Here is a 21,242-nt window from a genome sequence, read left to right on the forward strand (position 1 = left end):
TGGCGGGATCGAGGGTGGCCTCACCTCGTGGTTGCCTTTCTTATGGTCCTGATGACACCGTTCCCATCCGCGCTGGCGGACAAAGCCAAGGCATCAGGCGAAGACAAGGTGCCGCTCCAGCTCGAGGCGAAGATTTTGCTCGGCGATGTGCGTGGCCGGATCGATCATCTTGCCGTCGATCTGAAGCGGCAGCGATTGTTCGTGGCCGAGCTTGGCAACGACACCGTCGGCGTCGTCGACCTGGCTGCACATACTCTGCTCCGAACGATGACCGGCCTGAACGAGCCACAAGGAGTCGCCTATGAGCCCTCGACCGACACCCTCTATGTTGCCAATGCCCGCGATGGCTCGGTGCAACTGTTCGAAGCCGTCGCCTACAAGGCGATCGGGCGGATCGAACTCGGCAGCGACGCGGACAACATCCGGATCGACGCAGCGGCCAGGCGCGTGGTCGTGGGCTATGGCGATGGTGGCTTGGCAATCCTTGACCCGACTACCCGCGCCAAGGTTCGGAGCATACCGCTAAAGGCGCATCCGGAGAGTTTCCAGATCGAGCCCGACGGTGGGCGCATCTTTGTAAACCTGCCCGACGCGCGCGCCGTTTCGGTGGTGGACGGCGCTTCCGGCAAGCAGCTTGCCAACTGGTCCTTGGATAAGGGCGGTAATTTCGCGATGACGATCGATCACACTCGTGGCCGGGTTCTTCTGGCTTACCGCAGTCCCGCCGAGCTTGCCGTATTCTCGATGGATGGCAAACGGATCGCGAGGACCGAAACCTGCGGGGACGTCGATGACCTTTTCGTCGATGCAAAGCGCGAGCGTGTTTATGTGAGCTGCGGCGCAGGCTACGTCGATGTCTTCGAGATTGACGGCTCGGATTATCGCAGGATCGGACGCTTGCCGACGGCAACGGGCGCGCGAACCTCGCTCTTCGTGTCGGAGATGGACCGCCTGTTCGTGGCGGTCCGTGCGGGCCCGGCTGGGCCGGCGGCGATTTGGGTGTTCAAGCCAATGCCCTGATGTCGGGAGGCGGCGCATGTGTCGACGCAGCCAACATTTCCAAAGTTTCGTGGGGCACTCCATAGGCGCCATGGTCGTGTTCGGCCTGTGCGCCTTCTGCGCTCCGGCGGCCGCCTATCGTCCCTTCGACGGCACCGATGCTGCCGTCGCCAAGAAGGGGGAAATGGAGATCGAACTGCAACCGGCAGGACGTCTGCGTGATGAGAGCGGGGCAAGCCTGATCGCGCCGGCCTGGGTCGTCAATTACGGCCTGCGAGAGGATTGGGAGGCCGTCTTCGAAGGGCAGGGGCAGACCTCCCTGTCTCCGCCTGGACCGACGACCTTGACGGCGGCCGGAGCGTTTCTCAAGCATGTGGTGGTGCCGGGCGGCCTACAGGATAAGGCAGGCCCAAACGTTGCGACCGAATTTGGTATCCTACTGCCCGACAGCACCGGCACTTCAGGGGCGGGCGCAAGCCTGGCCGCCATTGTCTCGCAGCGCTGGGATTGGGGAACGATCCACCTCAACGCGAGACTGCGTTGACCCGCGATCATCATGCGGATGTCTTCGTCGGCGCGATTCTCGAGGGCCCGTCGACCTGGACGGTCCGCCCGGTCGCGGAACTGCTGAGGCGACTGAGGTTGTTGCGACTCCGCCGCCCATTGGGCCCCGGCGGCCGCGTCGATTTGTGTTCCCTCGTGCACCAGTGCCGAATTCCGCACGACCATGGCTTGGGGATTTGCCGGATTTTGGAGAGAGGGACAGGAGAACTGAGGGCCCAAGCTGAAGCTCAGCGCAGACACCCGGTCGATGCCCGTGGTGACATCGTGCTCCTGTTTTGCCCGACGTGTCAAATGCTGCTGAGAGCGGCGGCTCGAATCCGTCGAGGTCAATTCCCCAATGATTTGTACTGTGCATGGGGTTGTTTTCGCGTTTTGTTTTGACGGCGGATTACTCCGTCGCCTTTTCCCTTAAGCGCTGCGCGTAGACGTTGATCACCAGCGCCGCCAGCAGGATCAGACCGCGGATCAGGATCTTCAGGAAACTGTCGATGTTGACGTGGTCGAGGCCGTTGTTGAGAACACCGAGAACGAAAAGCCCGACGATGGTGTTGCCGATACCGCCGCGGCCACCGAACAGGCTGGTGCCGCCGACGACGACCGCGGCGATGGAATCGAGCAGATAGGTGTCGAACTCGTTCTGCTGCGCGCTGCCGAAATGGGCGACGCCCAGCATGCCGCCGATGCCCGAGCACACCGCGGAGATGATCATCACCGCGCCCAGGATGAGCTTGACGTTGAGGCCGGAATACTCGGCCGCCTCGCGGTTGCCGCCGACCATGTAGACGTAGCGGCCGAAACGCGTGTAGGTCAGCACCAGATGGCCGCCGAGCAGCATGATGGCGGCGACGATGACGATCCAGGGAATGCCGCCGATCGAGCCGGAGCCGAGCGTGCTGATGAGGCTCGGGACCTTGTAGGCGATCTGGCCGCGCACCAGCAGCGCCGAGATGCCGGCGGCGATCTGCATCATGGCGAGCGTCATGATGAAGGAGGGGATGCCGATCACGGTCAGCCCCAGCGCGTTGACGAGGCCGAGCGCTGCGCAGAGCAGGATCGACAGCAGTATCGCGACCGCGCCGGGCAGGGGAATGTTGGCGATGTTGACGTAGGTTTCCTGCAGCGTGAAGTAGGCGACCGCAATGCCGGTGACGTTGGCAATGCTGGCGATCGAAAGATCGATCTCTGCGCAGAGGATCACGAAGGTGAGGCCGACTGCGATGATGCCTGTTACCGACACCTGGGTGAGGATGTTGCCGAGATTGTCGATCGTCGCGAAGGAGGGGCTGGCAAGGGCGAAGAACGCGGAGAGGAAGATCAGCGTCAGGAATGGGGCGATGTTGCGCATCTGCGAGCGCAGGAAGGACGCAAGGCCCCGTGCCCGCTGATCCGTCGCCGCTGCCGTCTCACTGCTCGCCATTGTGCGTCTCCGTCACGCCGCTTCCAGCAGGCGGTCCTTGCTGACCGGCTCGTTCTTGAATTCCCGCACCAACGCGCCACGCTTGAGCACCAGGATGCGGTCGGCCAGCGACAGCACCGTTTCCGGCTCGGTCGACAACACGATGATCGCGAGCCCCTTGGCGCGGAGGTCGCGGACGATGTTGATGACGTCGTTCTTGGCGCCGACATCCATGCCGCGCGTAGGCTCGCACAGCACCAGCAGCTTGGGCGGATAGGTCAGCCATTTCGCCAGCGCGACCTTCTGCTGGTTGCCGCCGGAGAGCATGCCGAGGTCGAGGCCGACCACCGGCGGCCTGATCTGCAGCTGCTCGACCTGACGTTTCGCGATCTCGCGCTCCTGGCCGGGCTTGAGCAGCAGCGACGAGATGCGGTCCAGGATGCTGATCGAAATGTTCTTGTACACCGGCTCCTGGTGAAACAGCATGGCGCGCCGGCTTTCCGGCACCAATGCCACACCGGCGCGCCGCGCCGCCGCTGTGCTGGCGAAGGTTTTCGGCGCACCCTCGACGACAAGCGTGCCGGCGTCGGGCTTCACCTTGCCGAACAGGATGCGTGACAGCTCCTGCTGGCCGCAACCCATGAAGCCGTAGATGCCGAGCACCTCGCCCGCATGGGCCTCGAAGGAGACGTCCTTGAGGCTGCGCGCCAGCGAAAGCTGGTCCACCTTCAGCACCACCGGTCGGTCGCTCGGCCGCGGCAGCATGAGATCGTCGGTGTAGCTGTGCTCGAGCACTTCGCCGCCGCGGCCGATCATGGCCTCGATCAGCGCGCCCTTGCTGGTTGCGGAGCTTGCGGTTTCCGCAACCTTCCGCCCGTTGCGGAATACGGTGACCGTATCGGAGACGCGAAGTATGTCCTCGATGAAATGCGAGATGAAGACGATGGCCGTGCCTTGCTCGCGCAGCCGCCGTAGCGTCGCGAACAGGCGCTCGACCTCCGGCGGGGAGAGGGCGGAGGTCGGCTCGTCCAGGATGACGATGCGGGCGCCGGAGAACAGCACGCGGGCGATCTCGATCAGCTGCTGCAGCCCGATCGGCAGGTCGCCGAGCCTCGACATCGGATCGACGTCGATGCCGAAGCGAGAGAGCTGCTCGCCGGCCTCGCGCGCCATGCGCCGCCATTGCACGAGGCCAAGGGCGTTGGTCGGCTGGTTGCCGAGGAAGACGTTCTCGGCGACGGTGAGATCAGGCGCGACCGAGAGCTCCTGGTGCACCATGGCGATTCCTGCCGCGTGCGCATCGCGCGCCGAGCGGAAATGTCTGTCCGCTCCATCGATCAGAAAGCGGCCGGAGAACTCAGTGTGCACGCCGGCGATGATCTTCATCAGCGTGCTTTTTCCCGCGCCGTTCTCGCCGACGAGACCGTGGATCTCGCCGGGGAGAAGCGCGAAGTCGACACCACGAAGGGCTTCGACGCCGCCGAAGCTCTTCGTGATGCCCCGCAGTTCCAGAATGGGCAGACGACCCTCAGGCATGGAGAATTTCAGATCAGGAAGTGATCTTCCATCCATTGCATGCCGGCGGCATTGGCCTTGGTGACGACAGGGCCGTCGGTGACGACATTCTTGGGAATGCCCTGGCCGCTCTTCTCGCCGCCGACCACGGCCGCGACGCCGGCGATGATCGCGCCGCCATGGATGCGGCAGGACGGATTGCGCACGGTCGCGAACATCCGGCCCTCGCTGACCGCCTGGATCGCCGGCGGCATCGCGTCGACACCGCCGATCAGGATGTTGGTTCGGTTGTGCGCCTTCATGATGTTGGCAGCCGCCAGCGCCATATCGTCATTGTGGAAGAACGCCGCATCGATCTGCGGGTATTTGGTCAGATAGGTTTCCCAGAGCCGCGCCGTCTTGGAGACGTCCCAATCGGCCGGCTGGGTATCGAGCACCTCGATTCCAGGGAATTGCTTGACCACCGAGTTAAAACCCTTGGCGCGGCCCTGTGCGCCGGTGTGGCCGAGCGCACCTTGCGTCATGATGATCTTGCCCTTGCCGCCCATTGCGTTGCACAGCGCCTGCGTCACCGAGGCGCCCATGAACTCGTTGTCGGGGGCGAGGAAGGAATGGACGTTGATCTGGTCGAGCGGCGCAATCAGCGTATCCATGTCGATCACGGGCGTGCCGGCGTCAATCATCTTCTGCACGGGCTGGGTGAGAGTGCCGATGCCGAATGCCTGGATCGCGACGAAATCCCATTTCTGCGAGGCCATGTTGTCGATCGCCGCGCGCTGCTTCACGGCGTCGAGCTGGCCGTCGAACCAGGTCACTTCGACGTTGAACAGCTTGCCCCAGAACTCCGCCGCCTGCTTGCCCTGTGCGCACCAGGTGGCCTGGAGGCCTGCGTTGGAGAACGCCGCTTTCAGCGGCTTCTCGCTTCGTCCGACTTCGGCTGCAAGTGCTGGGTTTATGCCTAAACTGCCGAGGATGGCAGTCGCGGCGCCGGCGGTCGCTGCCGCCTGAAGAAGATCGCGCCTCGTCGTCGAGAAATCTTTCGTCCCGGACATCGCTCGCTCCCATATATCTTGTCGTCGGCGCGTCATTGATTGCGCGACCGAGGCGCAAAGTGTCTCACAATCGAAGAGTTCACGCTACTCTATCTGCAATTCCGCGAGAGCCTCGCGTTCGTGCAGCGCAGGGCGATCAGCCGAAGCAGCCCGTGCTCGTCCCCGAAGAGCGTCTCGATCGCAAGCGAGAGGATCAAACCTGCGATGGATAAGGGCGAGATCCGCAGCTTGAGGCGCAAGATCAAAGCTGCGTCCGGCTGGAGGGATGTCCAGCGATGCCGGCACCGCGCAAACAAAAAAAGAGCGGGGCCCGAGCCCCGCTCAAAAATTGTGTCGACCCTATTATCCCCGATTCTAAGATTTGATCTTGATTGACGGGGCGACGCTGCGTTTTGCGCGCCAGGGGCTCCTCCCGAGACTTGGACCACCAGACTTCGACCTCGCGGTCAGGCCTGAGCGAGGGGGATGCTAGATCAACTTTTCGCGCTTGTCATCATTTTCGGCAACGATTGTTCAAAATAAGAGCAGCTAACGAAATGATAAGGCTGTTATCCGCATAAGTATATGACAAATATAAGAAATATGCGAGCCCCCGGATCCGGGTGGCCATATTTGACCTGCCTCAAATGCGGGGCCGCCGTCCATGGTGAACTGTCTTGGCCACGATTCTCGACACAATTTGCGCTGGGCCAAGAAGGCGACGGAACTGATCTCGACTCGGGATGGGGGCGGTGCTTAGTTAGTGCACGAACGAATGGTTCGGCGGATGCGCGCTCGGCTGCAAAAATTCCTACCCCTCGTCCTGCTCGCCCTGGCGATGCAGGTGCTGGCGCCGATTGCGGCCTGCTGGGCGGCCGGCTCAGCCGTTGCCGATCATCTTTCTATCACCGCGATCTGCCACAGCACGATCGACGAGGGGGCTGCTGACGATCAAACGGGAGCGCCGGCGGCACATGCAGGAGCCTGCGCGCTGTGCTGCCTGGCACAGGCCAACGCATCCTTCGATTCGCCGCCGTACGCGACGCTCTCCGTTCCTTTCCGCCATGCCGAACGGGTTGAGTGGCATGATCCTGATGTTGCCATCACAGCCTTGTATCCTGGATCAAGCGCTCAGGCGCGGGCGCCTCCGCAGTTGACGTGAGCATCGCAGCCAAACGGCTGCCGAACCTGCACGTCGATTTGTGGAGATATCTTATGCTTGTCTCTCATGTGCGCACGGGCCTTTGCGGGGCCGTGATTGCGCTTCTTCCTCTGTCCGAAGGCCATGCCCACGAGATCGTCGGCAATCGTTTCTTCCCGGCAACGCTGGGCATCGATGATCCCGGCGTGAACGACGAACTGTCGGTTCCTACTGTTGACGCCTTCAGGACCGGCGACGTCCCATCTGTTCGACAGCGCGACGTGTCCGGCGAGTTCTCAAAACGCATCACCGAGGATTTTGGGGTGTCGTTTGGCTCGACGTACACATTCCTCAATCCGACCGATCCGACCGTTCCGGGCGCCAACGGATTTCAGAACTTGGAGACGACGCTTAAGTACCGGCTGTTCAAGGACCCCACGCATGAATTCGTGATGTCGGTCGGGCTCAGCATCGAATGGGGTGGCACTGGCTCGCAAAACGTGGGCGCCGATCCCTTCAACACCTACACGCCGATGCTTTGGTTCGGCAAAGGCTTTGGCGACCTGCCTGACAGATTCTCCTGGCTCCGCCCTGTCGCCGTTACCGGCCAGGTCGGCTACGCGATTCCGGCGAGAAACTTCACGACCACGTTCGGCATCGATCCCGACACCGGTGACGCAACGGCGGATACTGAACTCCATCCGCGCGTACTGAACTGGGGCGCAACCATCCAGTACAGCATGCCCTATCTGAAATCCGCCGTCGCCGACCTCGGCTTGCCGGATTTCTTCAATCACCTGATTCCGCTTGTCGAGGCCAATCTCCAAACCCCGGTCGCGAACACGCTCACTTCGGGCACGCTGACAACGGGCACGATCAACCCCGGCGTCCTCTGGATCGGCAACAAATATCAGCTGGGCATCGAGGCGTTGATCCCGGTCAATCGACAAAGCGGAACGCATGTCGGCGTGATCGGCCAGCTGCACTTCTATCTCGACGACATCGACCCCCGGGGCATCGGCAAGCCACTTTTCGGCAGGCCTGTCCAGGCGACCAGCCCCACTGGAAGGAACTGACCGATGCGCCCTTTATCTCCAAGTGCGATGACCCTGCTCGCAGCCTTTCTTGCGATGTCGCTGATGGCCGGCGAAGCGAGGGCCCATGCCTTTCTCGATCATGCCGAGCCGCGGGTAGGCAACAAGGTTGCCAGCGCACCCCGCGAGGTGACGCTCTGGTTCAACCAGAAGCTGGAGGCAGCATTCAGCTCGATTGCCGTTACGGGTCCCTCCGGCCAGCGCGTCGATGCAGGAAAAGCACGCGTCAGTGGCAATCAGGTGTCAGTCTCGCTGAAACCTGGCGGGGTCGGAACCTACCACGTGAACTGGCACGTATTGTCCGCCGACACGCATACCACGGATGGAAGCTTCACTTTCGAGGTCGGCCCATAAGGGCTTGATCGCCGATGGATTGGTCAGCAGCGGAAACGCCGTTGGTCGCAACGCGCGCAGTGCACTTCGCGGCCACAGCTATCGTTGTCGGGGACGTTGTCTTTCGAAGCGTCATCGCTGCGCCACCGCCGCGCGCGGAAGCAGGCGTTGTTGCTTCGCGCGTGATTCCGACCTTGCGGGTCGCCTGGTTCAGTCTTGGCATTGCAGTTATCTCCGCGGGACTCTGGCTGATGCTTCAAGCTTCGTCGATGAGCGGGATGCCCTTCGACCAAGCGTCGAGCTCAGACGTGTTGTCGACGGTGATCAACGAAACGCAGTTCGGGCAGGTAATAGCGGTTCGCCTGGGTCTGGCCATCTGTTTGACGGTGTGTCTCGCCTTTGACACCAGAGTAATCGCCCGGTGGCCTGAATTTGCGGCGGCGCTTGCATTTGCCGGAAGTCTCGCCTGGAGTGGCCATGCCGGCGCGACCATTGGCGAGACCGGCTACGTGCATGTCGCCGCTGATGCGCTGCATCTGATCGCGGCCGCGGCCTGGATTGGCGGCCTGGCTTCGCTGATCCTGTTCCTTCGGGCGTGCTGCCGAAGCAAGGCGGTTTCATTGGCCAGCCACGTCGTGGGACGGTTTTCGATCATCGGTTTGATGTGCGTGGGCACGCTCCTGTTCACGGGAGTCATCAACACCGTCATTCTCGTCGGTTCGGTCCACGCGCTGATCGTCACCGACTATGGACGACTGTTGGTGCTCAAGCTCGCCCTGTTCTCGCTCATGCTGATGTTCGCCTTGATCAACCGGCTCGTGTTGACGCCCCGACTGAGTTCGTTCCGCAATGGTGCGGTGGGCTGGCTCACATGCAACAGTACCGCCGAGCTTGTCCTCGGCCTCATCATTCTTGCCGTCGTCGGGATTCTTGGCACGATGCATCCGGCCATACACTCGTGAACTGAAAGAGTGACACCTTGTCCCCGGTCAATCCGACAATCGAAACGATCTCGACTCCGTGGCTGGCACTGCATAGTTAGTCAACGAACGAAATGGCTCGGCGGATCCGCGCAAGGCTGCAAAGATTCTGACGGGTGGGGCACTCTCAAAGGCGACAAGAAAGGCAAATGTCATGAACAAGCTCTCAACTCTCCTCGCGCTGGCGGCGCTCTCGGCAGTCGTGATCGCAGCTCCCGTCCGCGCCGACGACGTCAAGGCCGGCGATCTCGTGATCTCGCAGGCCTGGAGCCGGGCGACGCCCAGCGGCGCCAAGGTCGCAGGCGGCTTCCTGACCATTGAGAACAAGGGGGCTGCGCCCGACAAGCTCGTCGGCGTCTCGGCGGAAATCGCAGGGAAGGCCGACGTCCATGAGATGACGACGGAGAACGGCGTGATGAAGATGCGTCCGCTGGACAAGGGCCTTGTGATCGAGCCTGGCAAGACCGTGAGGCTCGCACCCGGCGGCTATCATCTGATGCTCCAGGATCTGAAGGGTCCTTTGAAGCAGGGCGAGAAGGTGCCGGTGACGCTCGAGTTCGAAAAGGCTGGCAAGGTCGCCGTGTCGCTCGATGTCCAAGGTGTGGGTGCTCAGGCACCTGGTGGCGGCGGAGGCATGATGATGAAGAAAATGCCTGACCATTCGGGAATGAAGATGTGAGGCGTGTGATCTCATCTCCGGGAGATTGGGCATGCCGAAGACATCCTGGCTGATCCTGCTTACGTCACTTGCCGCATCGCCCGCGGCGGCGCACGTCTATCTGGAAGGCAAGCAGGCCACGGTCGGTGCAGCCTACAAAGCTGTGTTCGCCGTGCCGCATGGCTGCTCCGGCTCGCCGACGATCAAGATCCGCGTGCAGATCCCTGAAGGCGTGATCGCGGTGAAGCCGATGCCAAAAGCCGGCTGGAACGTCGATATTGTCGAGGGCAAATATGCCAATCAATACGACTATCATGGCAATAAGCTCTCCTCGGGCGCAAAGGAAGTGGTCTGGTCCGGCGGCAAGTTGCCGGACCACAATTACGACGAGTTCGTCGTCAGCAGCTTTCTCACCGACAGCCTGAAGCCGAACACCACGCTTTATTTCCCGGTTGTGCAGGAATGCGAGAAGGGTGTCAGCCGCTGGATCGAAATCCCTGCGGAGGGGGCAGCACATTCGCGTGAGGACAAGTCGCCGGCGCCGGGCGTAAAATTGCTAGCCAAGCCGTAATGCGTCTGCTCGCTGCGCTTGCGACCTTGTTCGTGCTCGTCGGCCATCCAACCGCGGTATTGGCGCATGCCGCGCTGGTCTCAGTCGAGCCGGCGAGCGGCAGCATCCTTGCGAGCGCGCCGAAGGCGGTGGAACTGCGCTTCAACGAGGCAGTGACCCCGGGCGCCGTCCAGTTGATCGACGGCGCGGGCCGGCCGCGTGATGACGCACGCGTGACCAAATCGGGTGAGGGTATTTCGGTTGCGATGCCACCGGACCTGCCGAAGGGCACTGCGGTCGTGAGCTACCGGGTGATCTCGCAGGACGGCCATCCCGTCTCGGGATCCGTGATCTTTTCGGTTGGCGCGCCGACGGCCACGCAGCCTCCGGTCAATCCGGATGGCCGGTTGAATGTGCTGATCTGGCTATCGCGCGTCGGGCTTTATCTTGGCCTTTTTGTCGGCGTTGGCGGCGTGTTCTTTGGCCGCTGGATTGCGCGGTCGATGTCGGGCATGGGCGTGCCGCGCACAGCGCTCCTCGTCGGTCTCCCGAGCGCCGTTGTCTCTCTCGGCGTGTTGGGCCTCGATCTCCTCGGTCTGCCGCTTGCGTCGTTTATGACGATGGCCCCTTGGATGATCGCATTCGGAACCAGCGCCGGTCCGGCTTTGCTCGTCGCCCTCGCAGCGATGCTGCTTGCGCTGATGGCGCTAGGCCGCGCCTGGTACGCGCGCGCCATTGCGGCCATCGCGTTCGCCGGCGTTGGCCTGTCGCTCGCGATGACCGGGCACGCCGCAACGGCGTCGCCTGAGGCGTTGACGCGGCCGGCGGTCTTCGTCCACGGCCTCGCTGTCGCCTTCTGGATTGGCGCGCTGGCGCCGCTTGCTGCGCTGCTGTCGAAGCCGAATCCGGCGGTGCTGCCCCTCTTGAACCGCTTCTCGCGCATCGCTGTGCCACTGGTCGCCGCGCTCGCACTGACCGGCCTCCTGCTTGCGGTCATCCAGCTCGAAAAGCCACAAGCTTTGGTCGAGACGAGCTACGGCCTCATTCTTTCGGCAAAGCTGGCATTGGTGCTGCTCCTCCTGGCGCTCGCTGCGCTCAATCGGTATCGGCTGACTCCGGCGCTTGCGAAGGATCAAATGGCCGCGTCCGCGCTTAAGCGTTCGATCCTGCTCGAATGCGGAGCCGCGCTCGGCATCCTTGCCGTGGTCGCCGCCTGGCGCTTCACGCCGCCGCCACGGACCATTATTCCGGAGACGCCGCTGGCGATCCATATCCACACCGACAAGGCGATGTTCCAGGTGCTGGTGTCCCCGGGTAAGGCCGGCGTGGACGATTTCGTGCTCCAGCTCATGACCGGGGAGGCGACGCCGCTGCAGGCCAAGGAAGCGACCCTGACGCTGAGCCTGCCGGAGCGCGGCATCGAGCCGATGGAGCGGGACGCCGAACGCGGGCCTGACGGCTATTGGCATGTGCGCAAGGTCGAACTGCCCTTCGCCGGCCGCTGGCACGTGCGGATCGACGCGCTGGTGACCGACTTCGAGAAGATTACCCTCGAGGACGACCTTGAGGTTGCGCCGCCGTAGTCGGCGCGGTTCAAACCGGACATGAAGTCGACGGAAAAATGACAGGAATTCCGCCGCGTTAGCGGGTTTTCCTCATTCCCGGTCTTGTGTTTTCGCTCCCAATCCGGTTTCACTGCAACTCCTCACTGATTCCCAGAGTCATGCCATGCGGTTGTCGCGGTTCTTTCTGCCCATTCTGAAGGAAAATCCCAAAGAGGCGGAAATCGTCTCGCATCGGTTGATGCTGCGCGCCGGCATGATCCGGCAGGAGGCGGCCGGCATCTATGCCTGGCTGCCGCTCGGCTTCCGGGTGCTGAAGAAGATTGAGCAGATCGTGCGCGAGGAGCAGGACCGCTCCGGTGCGCTGGAACTGTTGATGCCGACGCTTCAGCTCGCCGACCTCTGGCGCGAGAGCGGCCGTTACGATGCCTACGGCCCGGAGATGCTGCGCATCGCCGACCGCCACAAGCGCGAGCTCTTGTACGGGCCGACCAACGAGGAAATGATCACCGAGATTTTCCGCGCGTATGTGAAGTCGTACAAGAACCTGCCACTGAATCTCTATCATATCCAATGGAAATTCCGCGACGAGCAGCGCCCGCGTTTCGGCGTGATGCGCGGCCGCGAATTTCTGATGAAGGATGCCTACTCCTTCGACCTCAACGAGGCCGCTGCACGCGTCGCCTACAACAAGATGTTCGTCGCCTATTTGCGCACCTTTGCGCGGATGGGGCTGAAGGCGATTCCGATGCGCGCCGAGACCGGCCCGATCGGCGGCGATCTCAGCCACGAGTTCATCGTGCTTGCGGAGACCGGCGAATCCGGCGTGTTCATCAATCGCGACGTGCTCGACCTACCGGTGCCGGGCGAGGATGTCGACTACGACAGCGACCTGACCCCGATCATCAAGCAATGGACTTCGGTTTATGCCGCGACGGAGGACGTTCACGATGCCGCGCGCTTCGAGCAGGAAGTCCCTGCGGAGAAGCGCGTGAACACCCGCGGCATCGAGGTCGGACAGATTTTCTACTTCGGCACCAAGTACTCCGAGCCGATGAAGGCGATGGTGGCCGGTCCTGACGGCGTCGACGTGCCTATCCATGGCGGCTCCTACGGGGTCGGCGTCTCGCGCCTGCTCGGCGCCATCATCGAAGCCTGCCATGACGATGCCGGCATCAAATGGCCGGAGGCGGTGGCGCCGTTCCGCGTCGCTATCCTCAACCTCAAGCAAGGCGATGCCGCGGTCGATGGCGCCTGCGAGAAGCTTTATGCCGAGCTCACCGCCAAGGGCGTCGACGTGCTCTACGATGACACCGACCAGCGCGCCGGGGCAAAATTCGCTGCAGCCGACCTGATCGGCATTCCCTGGCAGATCATGATCGGGCCGAAGGGGCTTGCCGACGGCAAGGTCGAGATCAAGCAGCGCAGCGACGGCTCCCGCGAGACCATGTCGCCAGCGGACGCGGTCGCGCGCCTGGTCGGCTGAATATTGTTCATCGCCCGATACCCCGGCCGCCAATCCGGCCACAATTGACCCCGAATCATGGGATTATCGAGCGATGGATGAAACCATGACTGAAACCGTTCAAACTGCGCCTTTCGCGCCCTTCGAGTGGATGCTGTCGGCGCGCTATTTGCGGGCGCGCCGCAAGGAGGGATTCATCTCGGTCATCGCCGGGTTCTCCTTTCTCGGCATCATGCTCGGCGTCGCCACGCTGATCATCGTGATGGCCGTGATGAACGGCTTCCGCAAGGAATTGCTCGACAAGATCCTGGGGTTGAACGGCCATATTCTGGTCCAGCCGCTGGAATCGCCGCTGACCGACTGGAAGGACGTCGCCGAGCGCATCAGCCAGGTCGATGGGATTCGGCTCGCCGCGCCCGTCGTCGACGGCCAGGCGCTGGCGTCCTCGCCCTGGAACGCCTCCGGCGTGCTGGTGCGCGGGATCCGTTCCGACGACCTCAACAATCTCACCTCCATTGCCAAGAACATCAAGCAAGGCTCGCTCGAGGGCTTTGACGACGGGCAGGGCGTCGCGATCGGCCGGCGTCTCGCCGACCAATTGTCGCTGCATGCCGGCGACAGCGTAACGCTGGTCGCGCCCAAGGGGGCTGTTACTCCGATGGGCACCACGCCGCGGATCAAGCCTTACAAGATCGTCGCCGTGTTCGAGATCGGCATGTCCGAATACGATCTCGGCTTCGTCTTCATGCCGCTCGCCGAGGCGCAGGCCTATTTCAACCGCAGCAACGACGTCACCTCGATCGAGGTGTTCACCAACAACCCCGACAAGATCGATTCCTTCCGCAAATCGGTGACGGAAGCGGCGGGCCGGCCGGTGTTCCTGGTCGACTGGCGGCAGCGCAACTCGACCTTTTTCAACGCACTCCAGGTCGAGCGCAACGTGATGTTCCTGATCCTCACCATGATCGTGCTGGTCGCGGCCCTCAACATCGTGTCCGGCCTGATCATGCTGGTGAAGGACAAGGGCAGCGACATCGCGATCCTCAGGACGATGGGGGCATCGCAAGGCTCGATCATGCGTATCTTCCTGATCACGGGTGCCTCGATCGGCGTGGTCGGCACGCTGGTCGGGTTCTTTGTCGGCCTCGTGATCTGCCTCAACATCGAATCCATCCGGCAATTCCTGTCCTGGCTGACCTCGACCGAATTGTTCTCGCCGGAGCTCTATTTCCTGTCGAAGCTGCCCGCCGAGATCGACGTCGGCGAGACCACGGCGGTCGTCATCATGGCGCTGACGCTGTCCTTCCTGGCGACGCTCTATCCGTCGTGGCGTGCCGCGCGCCTCGATCCGGTCGAAGCGCTGCGGTACGAGTGAGGGGCTGATGGAGCAGCAGCAGGGGGCGGAAGATGTACCGGTCATCTATCTCCACGAGATAAAACGGCAGTATCTGCAGGGCGAGGCGGCGCTGACGATCCTCGACAACGCCAAGCTGGCGCTGTGGGCGGGCCAGTCGGTCGCGCTGGTCGCGCCCTCGGGCTCGGGCAAGTCAACGCTGCTGCACATCGCAGGGCTGCTCGAGGCGCCCGATTCCGGCGAAGTCTACGTCAACGGCGCGCCGACCTCGCAGCTCCCCGATATCGAGCGCACCCAGCTCCGCCGCAGCGATATCGGCTTCGTCTACCAGTCGCATCGGCTGCTGCCGGAATTCTCGGCGCTGGAGAACGTCATGCTGCCGCAGATGATCCGCGGCCTGAAGAAATCGGAGAGCGTCAAGCGCGCCAAGGAGATCCTCGGCTATCTCGGCCTCGGCGACCGCATCACGCATCGCCCGGCCGAGCTGTCGGGCGGCGAGCAGCAACGTGTCGCGATCGCGCGTGCGGTCGCCAACGCGCCGCGCGTGCTGCTCGCGGACGAGCCGACCGGCAATCTCGATCCGCACACCGCCGACCACGTGTTCCAGGCCCTGATGCAGCTCGTGAAGGCGACCAAGGTCTCCATGCTGATCGCGACCCACAACATGGAGCTCGCCGGCCGCATGGATCGGCGCGTGTCGCTGTCCGACGGTCAGGTCATCGAGCTCGAATAAAAAACCGCGAAAACAACCCCATGCACAGTAGACGGCGATGGCCGGCTACGGTCGGGGCCGAATCTTTCAACCGTTTGAGATATCAGGCAAACCCGCTGCAACGGCGCATCGCCGCAGCGGGCAGGCCACTTACGGCCGGATCACCGTCAGTTTGAACGGCCCGCTGTTGGCGGCGGCGTGCGCGACGGCCTCGTTGACGTGGTCGAGGTCGAAATTCGTCGTCTGGTATTCGTCGAGCCGCAACAGTCCCGCGCGTACCAGCCCAATCAAACGCGTTGCCGCATCCGGCGGATACATCCAGACGCCATGGACGGAGATGCAATTGCGCATGATCCAGGGGTAGGGCAGCTCGAGGCCGGCGCCGCCAGCCATGCCGACGCCGCCCATCAGCGCAACCCGACCATAGGCGCGCACCGTCATCACGGCCGCCCGCACCACGCTGGTCGCCACCGAGGGCGGCATGATGTCGAGCACGCAGTCGATCGGGCCGCCCGCCGCGCGCTTCATTGCCTCGCGGTCGTCATCCTCGTTGCCCGTCAGCCTGACCGGCTTCACCCGCGCGCCGAAGCGGCGGACGAGATCGGCCATGACAGCCTCATTGCGGCCGGGCGTCACCACGCAGGCCGCCCCCATCGCGAGCGCGACCGAGACGGCGGCGCTGCCGAAATTGCCGGTGGCCCCGCTCACCAGCACGGTCTCGCCCGGCTGAAGCTTTGCGGCGAGGAAGCCGCCGTATGGCACCAGCGCCGTCCCCAGCGCACACCATTGCGAGGCTTCCTCTGACGTGATCCGGCCAAGCTTCTTCACGTTCTCGGTCGGCACACGCATCTGCTCGGCATACGAGCCGTGGCGAAAATGCTGCTGCAGGCGCATGCCGCCGGGACCAGCGGCCGTGAGGCCTTGCAGGGCAATATCGGGCGCCACGACATCGTCGCGCGAGCGCACCGTCGGGTCGCAGAACACCCAGTCGCCGACGCTGAGTTTGGTGGCATCGGGGCCGACCGCGCGCACCCGGCCAATGGCGCCGGGGCCCGGAATGATCGGCAGCTCGAGCGCGTAGTTGCGCTCGCCGCTGAAAACCTCGTTCATGTAGGAGAGGACGCGCGTAGCGACCACGTCGACGATGACCTCGCCGGTGCCGAGCACCGGATCAGGCGCAGTCTCGACCACCAGCGGCGATCCCAGGGATTTGAGTACGGCAGCTTTCATGATGTTCACCTCAGAGACGGGTGATCCCCATATGAGGCGCCCTTGAAGGGACAAGAAGGCCTGGTATTATCCTAGTATTCCAGGGACCCTCCATCCATTACGGAAATACACCATGGCCGATCCCCGCCGTGTCGAATTCGGCGATTTCCTCCGCTCACGCCGCGAAAAGCTGTCGCCGAAGTCGGTCGGACTTCCCGCCGGCCAGCGGCGGCGCACCGCAGGCCTGCGCCGCGAGGAGGTCGCTCAACTCGCTGGCATCGGCGTCGACTGGTACATCCGCCTCGAGCAGGGCCGCACCGTCAGCCCGTCGGTCACCACGGTCGACGCGCTGGCGCGGGCGCTGCGCCTCAGCAAGACCGAGCATGCGCACCTCAAGGATCTCGCGCGCGACGGCGCGAGGGGGACCTTCACCCGCGAGGTGGTGCCGCCGGCCATTCGGCGCCTGGTCGAGAGCCTGCCGCATCCGGCCTACATCACCGGGCGGCGCTGGGACGTGCTGGCCTGGAACGACGCGGCCGAGGAGATCTTTGCGTTCGGGCGGTTGCCGGAAGAGGATCGCAACACGCTGCTCTTGATGATGACCAACAAGAAGACCCGGAAATCCTACGGCGCGGGCTGGGCAGATGTGGCCAAGCGCATGGTCGCGATGTTTCGCGCCACCCACGACGTCTGGGCCGGCGATCCCGCCTTTGCCGAATTGCTGGCGCGTTTGCGCGCAGGCAGCCCTGAGTTCGTCAAATGGTGGGGTGCGCACGAGGTGCACGGCACCTTGTCGGGCCGCAAGACCATGATCCATCCGACCAAGGGCGTGCTGCATTTCGAGCACACCAGCTTCCAGGCCAATGACGATCCCGCGCTGAAGCTGGTGATCTACACGCCGGTGTAGGGCCCAAGGGCATATCAGCCAGCGTAAGAGACGGATCAGGGATTTGACCGTAACCACTCCGAGAAGGCCCGGATGGTCCGCGCGCGGGGATGGCCTGACTTGCTGACCACATAGAAGCCGTAGCCGGGCAAGCTCAGCTTGAAGGCCTTTACGAGCGTCCCAGCCGCTAGGTCGCGTGCCGCGAGCACGTCACTGAAGACTCCGATTCCCTGTCCGGCGATCACCGCCTCGATGGCATGCAGTTCCTCCCGGAAACTCAGGTGCTGCATGTCCCTGAATTGGGGCACTTCACGCCATCTGCGCTGAGCCGCGGCGAGCCATCGCTGCCACGTCGGTGGCTCACGATCGGCCGGCGACCAATAGGAGTGAATCAGAACGTGCTTTGCGAGGTCGATCGGTCTCTTCAGGTGCCCCGTTGCTAGCAGGCGCGGGCTGCAGACCGGCCAGAATGTGTCGCGGAAGAGATCTTCGACGATGCCGCCCGTCGGTCGTGCCCGGCTCGTCGCATAGCGAATGGCAACATCGCCGTCTCCGGCCTGCAAATCGAGCACGGAGTCTGTGCCGATGACCTCTAACGGCACGTCGGGATGCAGCTTCCGCCACAGGGGCAGGCGGGGCACGAGCCAGCGGCTGGCAAAGGCATTGGTGGTTGTCACCCGGAGCGGCTGTCGGTCGCCTTCCTGCCTGACGGCCGCAATCGCAGCGGCAAACGACTCGAGCCCGCCACGAATGGCGGGGAATAACCGCGCTCCGGCATCGGTCAGCGAAAGAGGCCGTGGCCTGCGGCGAAACAGGGCGCAAGCACAATACTGCTCGAGCAGCCCGATCTGGTGGCTGATCGCAGTTGGCGTCACCCCGAGTTCTGCCGCCGCCTGCTTGAAGCTCAGATGGCGGGCGGCGGCTTCAAAAGCGCGGAGTTCGATCAGCGGTGGCAGCTTGTGCATGCGGCCAGTCTAGGTGAAATAGATTCATCGTCACCTGAAATCTTCGGATTTGCTCCGGGACGGCCCCACGATCGAGGATGGGGACGGATCAAGCTGAGGAGATCACGTCATGTCCATCGCATCTGTCGCCAGCGCCGCAGCCGAACCTGCCGCGTCCTTCGGAGGACAACTCCTCAAACCAGCGGACGCGGGCTACGAGGAGGCACGAAAGGTCCATAACGGGCTGGTCGACAAGCGACCAGCATTGATTGCCAGGTGCCGCGGTGTGGCCGATGTCGTCGATGCCGTGGCTCTTGCGACCAAGCTTGGCCTTGAGGTCGCGGTTCGCGGCGGCGGCCATAATGTCGCGGGGCGCGCAACCATCGACGGCGGGATCATGATCGACCTCTCACCCATGAAGGGCGTCCGGGTCGACGCTGTCGGCAAGACCGTATGGGCGCAGGGTGGGGCTACCTGGGGCGAGGTTAACCGCGAAACTCAGCTTCACGGGCTTGCGGTCACCGGCGGCGTGGTCTCGACCACTGGCATCGCCGGACTGACCCTCGGCGGGGGACTTGGCTGGCTCATGGGCAAGTATGGCCTTGCGCTGGACAATTTGCGCGCTGTCGAACTCGTAACCGCCGACGGCAAGGTTTTGCGGGCGAGCAGGCAAGAGGAGCCCGATCTGTTCTGGGCTATCCGCGGCGGCGGCGGAAACTTCGGGATCGCCACAAGTCTCGAATATGATCTTCATGCGATCGGGCCAACCGTGACCGGTGGCCCTATCGTCCACCCGATTGGGCGCTCCCGCGATGTGCTGGAATTCTTCCGGGCCAGTACGCGATCGCTCGCGGACGAGCACATATTGTTCGCGTCCCTGACGCATGCGCCAGACGGCTCCGGCACGGACGTCGCCGCCCTGGTCACTTGCCACTGCGGTCCGGCGGCGGACGCCGAACGAGCGATGCGGCCGCTGAAGCAGTTCGGAGCTCCGATCCTGGATGCAGTCGGGCCGATGCCCTATTGCGACCTCAACCGCATGCTCGACGCCAACTATCCGAGAGGCGCCTTCAACTACTGGAAATCGAACTTCCTCATGGAGCTGAGCGATGCGGCGATTGCGACCATGATCGAATGCTTCGCGCGCTGTCCGACTCCCATGGGACAGCTGCTTCTTGAGCACATCCACGGCGCGGCGGCCCGCGTCGGCACCGGGGATACGGCATTTCCGCATCGGCAGGAGGGCTACAATTTCTTGATCCTCACGCAGTGGACGCAGGCCAGCGACACGAGTCGCTGCATCTCCTGGACACGGGAAACCTATGAAAGGATGCGGCCCTTCTTTGCCTCCGGACGCTATGTCAATTATCTCGATGATGACGAGACAGGCGATCCCGTTGCTGCTGCCTACGGACCGAACTACCGGCGCCTGCAGCGGATCAAAGCGAAATACGACCCGAGGAATTTCTTTCGCATGAACCAGAACATCCGGCCGCTGGCCTGATCGCCAGCCGCGTCCTTCGTGCGCCGTCCCGATTCAGAATGTCAGCGGAACATCGCTACGGCACGAGCCGGGTTCTGCGGCCGACGGGGTGTGCCGATTCCCAGGAGAACTCGCGAATGGCTATCGTATGTCGACCCGCTCGCATGGACGACCTCAAGCGAGCCGACGAGATCGTGGTCGCCAGCATCAATGACTTCACCGAAGGGCACGGATTCGGAAAGATGGCCGCCTCTCGCCCGCCAAACCTTCAAGCTTTCTCCCTGACGGACGATCCGGACGGACTTTGGGTCGCCGATGACGAGGGAGAAATTGTCGGCTTCGCGTGGAGTTGGATCTGTGATGAGCTCTGGTTTTTGGCACAGCTGTTCGTGGCGCCAGATCGTCAGAGCGGCGGCATCGGCAATCAACTCATCAGCAAGACGTTCGCTCACGCGGACAAGCGCGGAGCATCCATCAAAGCGTTGATCACCTTCGCCTTCAACAACGTGTCGCAAGGCCTCTACATCCGCCATGGACTGTTCCCGCGATTTCCGATCTACATGGTCAGCGCACCGCGTGAACGCCTGGCGCCGAGCTCAGCCGAGCCGCGGCTCCGCCTTGAATCTCTCGCGGCCATGACGGCCGACTTCGGTGAGCTGGCGTGCGTTGATCTCAGTGCTCTCGGTGTTTCCAGGCAGAAGCATCATCAATACCTCCTGGGCGACAGCACGACGAACGGGTTCACCATCCACGCCGGCAGCGAGTGTGTGGGCTATGTCTATATATCGGATGGGCATATTGGTCCGCTTGCAGTGCGCCGGCCAGATCTCGTGGGCTCGGCGCTCGCTGCCGCGTTATCATTCGCGGCACGGAGCGAGTGTCCGACCATTTCGGCTTTCGTGCCGGGCGCGAGCGAGCCGGCGCTCAGGGTAGCGACCGAGCACGGGATGCGGCTGACGTTTCCGATGCTGCTGATGTCGAATCGACAATTTGGAGATTGGGTTAGTTATCTCCCGCGCAATCCGGGTTTCATGTAACTCAGCTCGATAAACTTACAATTGCATCAATGCGGTTTGAAATGGTGCGGAGGCGAGCTGCCGCTTCCGTTCGGACGATTTCTGAAGTATGTAGCTGACATTTCACTTCATTAGACATTTTTCGGATTTCAAAATTATGTTTGTCACCGTCGTGGCTGTACTTTGTCATCTTGCGACTCATGATTGCAGCGAGATGGTCGTTACGAACTCGAATCTGGAGCCCGGGCTCACGCTTCAGGGTTGCTTGATCGGCGGCCAAGCAGGTCTGGCGCAATGGAAGAGCTCCCATCCCATCTACCGGTCAGATGACTGGTATATCGCGCGCTACA

21 protein-coding genes are annotated in these 21,242 nt (G+C 62.9%); 15 read left to right on the top strand and 6 right to left on the bottom strand.

Annotated features, from left to right (window positions below; all coding sequences use genetic code 11):
• Positions 1 to 42 precede the first annotated feature (42 nt).
• Positions 43 to 1,020 carry a YncE family protein gene (locus XH88_RS33145; RefSeq protein WP_271672401.1) on the top strand — a complete coding sequence of 326 codons (978 nt, stop codon included), beginning with the start codon at positions 43 to 45 and terminating at the stop codon, positions 1,018 to 1,020.
• A gap of 70 nt (positions 1,021 to 1,090) precedes the next feature.
• Complete coding sequence (locus tag XH88_RS33150) at positions 1,091 to 1,543, top strand: hypothetical protein (RefSeq protein ID WP_271672402.1); 453 nt, start codon at positions 1,091 to 1,093, stop codon at positions 1,541 to 1,543.
• A gap of 408 nt (positions 1,544 to 1,951) precedes the next feature.
• Here the strand turns inward: XH88_RS33150 and XH88_RS33155 are convergent, their stop codons facing one another.
• From XH88_RS33155 to XH88_RS33165, 3 genes are read right to left on the bottom strand one after another with little or no spacing between them, the layout of a single operon-like run.
• Positions 1,952 to 2,980 carry an ABC transporter permease gene (locus XH88_RS33155; RefSeq protein ID WP_271672403.1) on the bottom strand — a complete coding sequence of 343 codons (1,029 nt, stop codon included), beginning with the start codon at positions 2,978 to 2,980 and terminating at the stop codon, positions 1,952 to 1,954.
• A gap of 12 nt (positions 2,981 to 2,992) precedes the next feature.
• On the bottom strand, positions 2,993 to 4,495 hold the full coding sequence (locus tag XH88_RS33160; RefSeq protein WP_271672404.1) for a sugar ABC transporter ATP-binding protein: 1,503 nt from the start codon (positions 4,493 to 4,495) through the stop codon (positions 2,993 to 2,995).
• A gap of 8 nt (positions 4,496 to 4,503) precedes the next feature.
• Positions 4,504 to 5,526, bottom strand: a complete 1,023-nt coding sequence (locus tag XH88_RS33165) for a sugar ABC transporter substrate-binding protein (protein ID WP_271672405.1) — start codon at positions 5,524 to 5,526, stop codon at positions 4,504 to 4,506.
• A 766-nt stretch (positions 5,527 to 6,292) separates the two neighbouring features.
• Here XH88_RS33165 and XH88_RS33170 point away from each other — a divergent pair.
• From XH88_RS33170 to XH88_RS33215, 10 genes are all read left to right on the top strand, one after another.
• Positions 6,293 to 6,667 carry a DUF2946 family protein gene (locus tag XH88_RS33170; protein WP_271672406.1) on the top strand — a complete coding sequence of 125 codons (375 nt, stop codon included), beginning with the start codon at positions 6,293 to 6,295 and terminating at the stop codon, positions 6,665 to 6,667.
• Positions 6,664 to 7,722 carry a hypothetical protein gene (locus XH88_RS33175; RefSeq protein WP_271672407.1) on the top strand — a complete coding sequence of 353 codons (1,059 nt, stop codon included), beginning with the start codon at positions 6,664 to 6,666 and terminating at the stop codon, positions 7,720 to 7,722. The genes XH88_RS33170 and XH88_RS33175 overlap by 4 nt, the downstream gene beginning before the upstream one ends.
• A gap of 3 nt (positions 7,723 to 7,725) precedes the next feature.
• Complete coding sequence (locus tag XH88_RS33180; RefSeq protein ID WP_271672408.1) at positions 7,726 to 8,094, top strand: copper resistance CopC family protein; 369 nt, start codon at positions 7,726 to 7,728, stop codon at positions 8,092 to 8,094.
• A gap of 14 nt (positions 8,095 to 8,108) precedes the next feature.
• Positions 8,109 to 9,035 (top strand): copper homeostasis membrane protein CopD, encoded by a 927-nt coding sequence (copD, locus tag XH88_RS33185; protein ID WP_271672409.1) that lies wholly within the window; start codon positions 8,109 to 8,111, stop codon positions 9,033 to 9,035.
• A 172-nt stretch (positions 9,036 to 9,207) separates the two neighbouring features.
• Entirely contained in the window at positions 9,208 to 9,732 is a 525-nt protein-coding gene (locus XH88_RS33190; RefSeq protein ID WP_271672410.1) for a copper chaperone PCu(A)C, read from the top strand.
• 31 nt (positions 9,733 to 9,763) lie between these two features.
• Positions 9,764 to 10,282, top strand: coding sequence for a YcnI family copper-binding membrane protein (locus XH88_RS33195; RefSeq protein ID WP_271672411.1), 519 nt, complete (start codon positions 9,764 to 9,766; stop codon positions 10,280 to 10,282).
• Positions 10,282 to 11,844, top strand: a complete 1,563-nt coding sequence (locus XH88_RS33200) for a copper resistance CopC/CopD family protein (RefSeq protein ID WP_271672412.1) — start codon at positions 10,282 to 10,284, stop codon at positions 11,842 to 11,844. The genes XH88_RS33195 and XH88_RS33200 overlap by 1 nt, the downstream gene beginning before the upstream one ends.
• Before the next feature lie 145 nt (positions 11,845 to 11,989).
• Positions 11,990 to 13,309 carry a proline--tRNA ligase gene (gene proS, locus XH88_RS33205; protein ID WP_271672413.1) on the top strand — a complete coding sequence of 440 codons (1,320 nt, stop codon included), beginning with the start codon at positions 11,990 to 11,992 and terminating at the stop codon, positions 13,307 to 13,309.
• 73 nt (positions 13,310 to 13,382) lie between these two features.
• Entirely contained in the window at positions 13,383 to 14,663 is a 1,281-nt protein-coding gene (locus tag XH88_RS33210) for a lipoprotein-releasing ABC transporter permease subunit (RefSeq protein ID WP_271672414.1), read from the top strand.
• 7 nt (positions 14,664 to 14,670) lie between these two features.
• Positions 14,671 to 15,375: an ABC transporter ATP-binding protein gene (locus XH88_RS33215; protein ID WP_271672415.1), complete on the top strand. Its 705-nt coding sequence runs from the start codon at positions 14,671 to 14,673 to the stop codon at positions 15,373 to 15,375.
• A 129-nt stretch (positions 15,376 to 15,504) separates the two neighbouring features.
• On the opposite strand, the gene XH88_RS33220 is transcribed toward XH88_RS33215, so the two are convergent.
• The gene (locus tag XH88_RS33220) at positions 15,505 to 16,584 is read right to left on the bottom strand and encodes a quinone oxidoreductase family protein (RefSeq protein WP_271672416.1); all 1,080 of its coding nucleotides are present in this window, start codon (positions 16,582 to 16,584) and stop codon (positions 15,505 to 15,507) included.
• 112 nt (positions 16,585 to 16,696) lie between these two features.
• On the opposite strand from XH88_RS33220, the gene XH88_RS33225 reads away from it, so the two are divergent.
• On the top strand, positions 16,697 to 17,470 hold the full coding sequence (locus XH88_RS33225) for a helix-turn-helix transcriptional regulator (protein ID WP_271672417.1): 774 nt from the start codon (positions 16,697 to 16,699) through the stop codon (positions 17,468 to 17,470).
• A 35-nt stretch (positions 17,471 to 17,505) separates the two neighbouring features.
• Here the strand turns inward: XH88_RS33225 and XH88_RS33230 are convergent, their stop codons facing one another.
• Complete coding sequence (locus XH88_RS33230) at positions 17,506 to 18,414, bottom strand: LysR substrate-binding domain-containing protein (RefSeq protein WP_271672418.1); 909 nt, start codon at positions 18,412 to 18,414, stop codon at positions 17,506 to 17,508.
• A gap of 109 nt (positions 18,415 to 18,523) precedes the next feature.
• Here XH88_RS33230 and XH88_RS33235 point away from each other — a divergent pair, with 109 nt between their 5' ends.
• Together XH88_RS33235 and XH88_RS33240 are read left to right on the top strand one after the other, a co-directional pair.
• Positions 18,524 to 19,897, top strand: coding sequence for an FAD-binding oxidoreductase (locus XH88_RS33235; protein ID WP_271672419.1), 1,374 nt, complete (start codon positions 18,524 to 18,526; stop codon positions 19,895 to 19,897).
• A 143-nt stretch (positions 19,898 to 20,040) separates the two neighbouring features.
• Complete coding sequence (locus tag XH88_RS33240) at positions 20,041 to 20,913, top strand: GNAT family N-acetyltransferase (RefSeq protein WP_271672420.1); 873 nt, start codon at positions 20,041 to 20,043, stop codon at positions 20,911 to 20,913.
• A 1-nt stretch (position 20,914) separates the two neighbouring features.
• On the opposite strand, the gene XH88_RS33245 is transcribed toward XH88_RS33240, so the two are convergent.
• Positions 20,915 to 21,187, bottom strand: a complete 273-nt coding sequence (locus XH88_RS33245) for a hypothetical protein (RefSeq protein ID WP_271672421.1) — start codon at positions 21,185 to 21,187, stop codon at positions 20,915 to 20,917.
• Between the last annotated feature and the right edge of the window lie 55 nt (positions 21,188 to 21,242).

Source organism: Bradyrhizobium sp. CCBAU 51627, from assembly GCF_028128765.1.
Classification (GTDB): domain Bacteria; phylum Pseudomonadota; class Alphaproteobacteria; order Rhizobiales; family Xanthobacteraceae; genus Bradyrhizobium.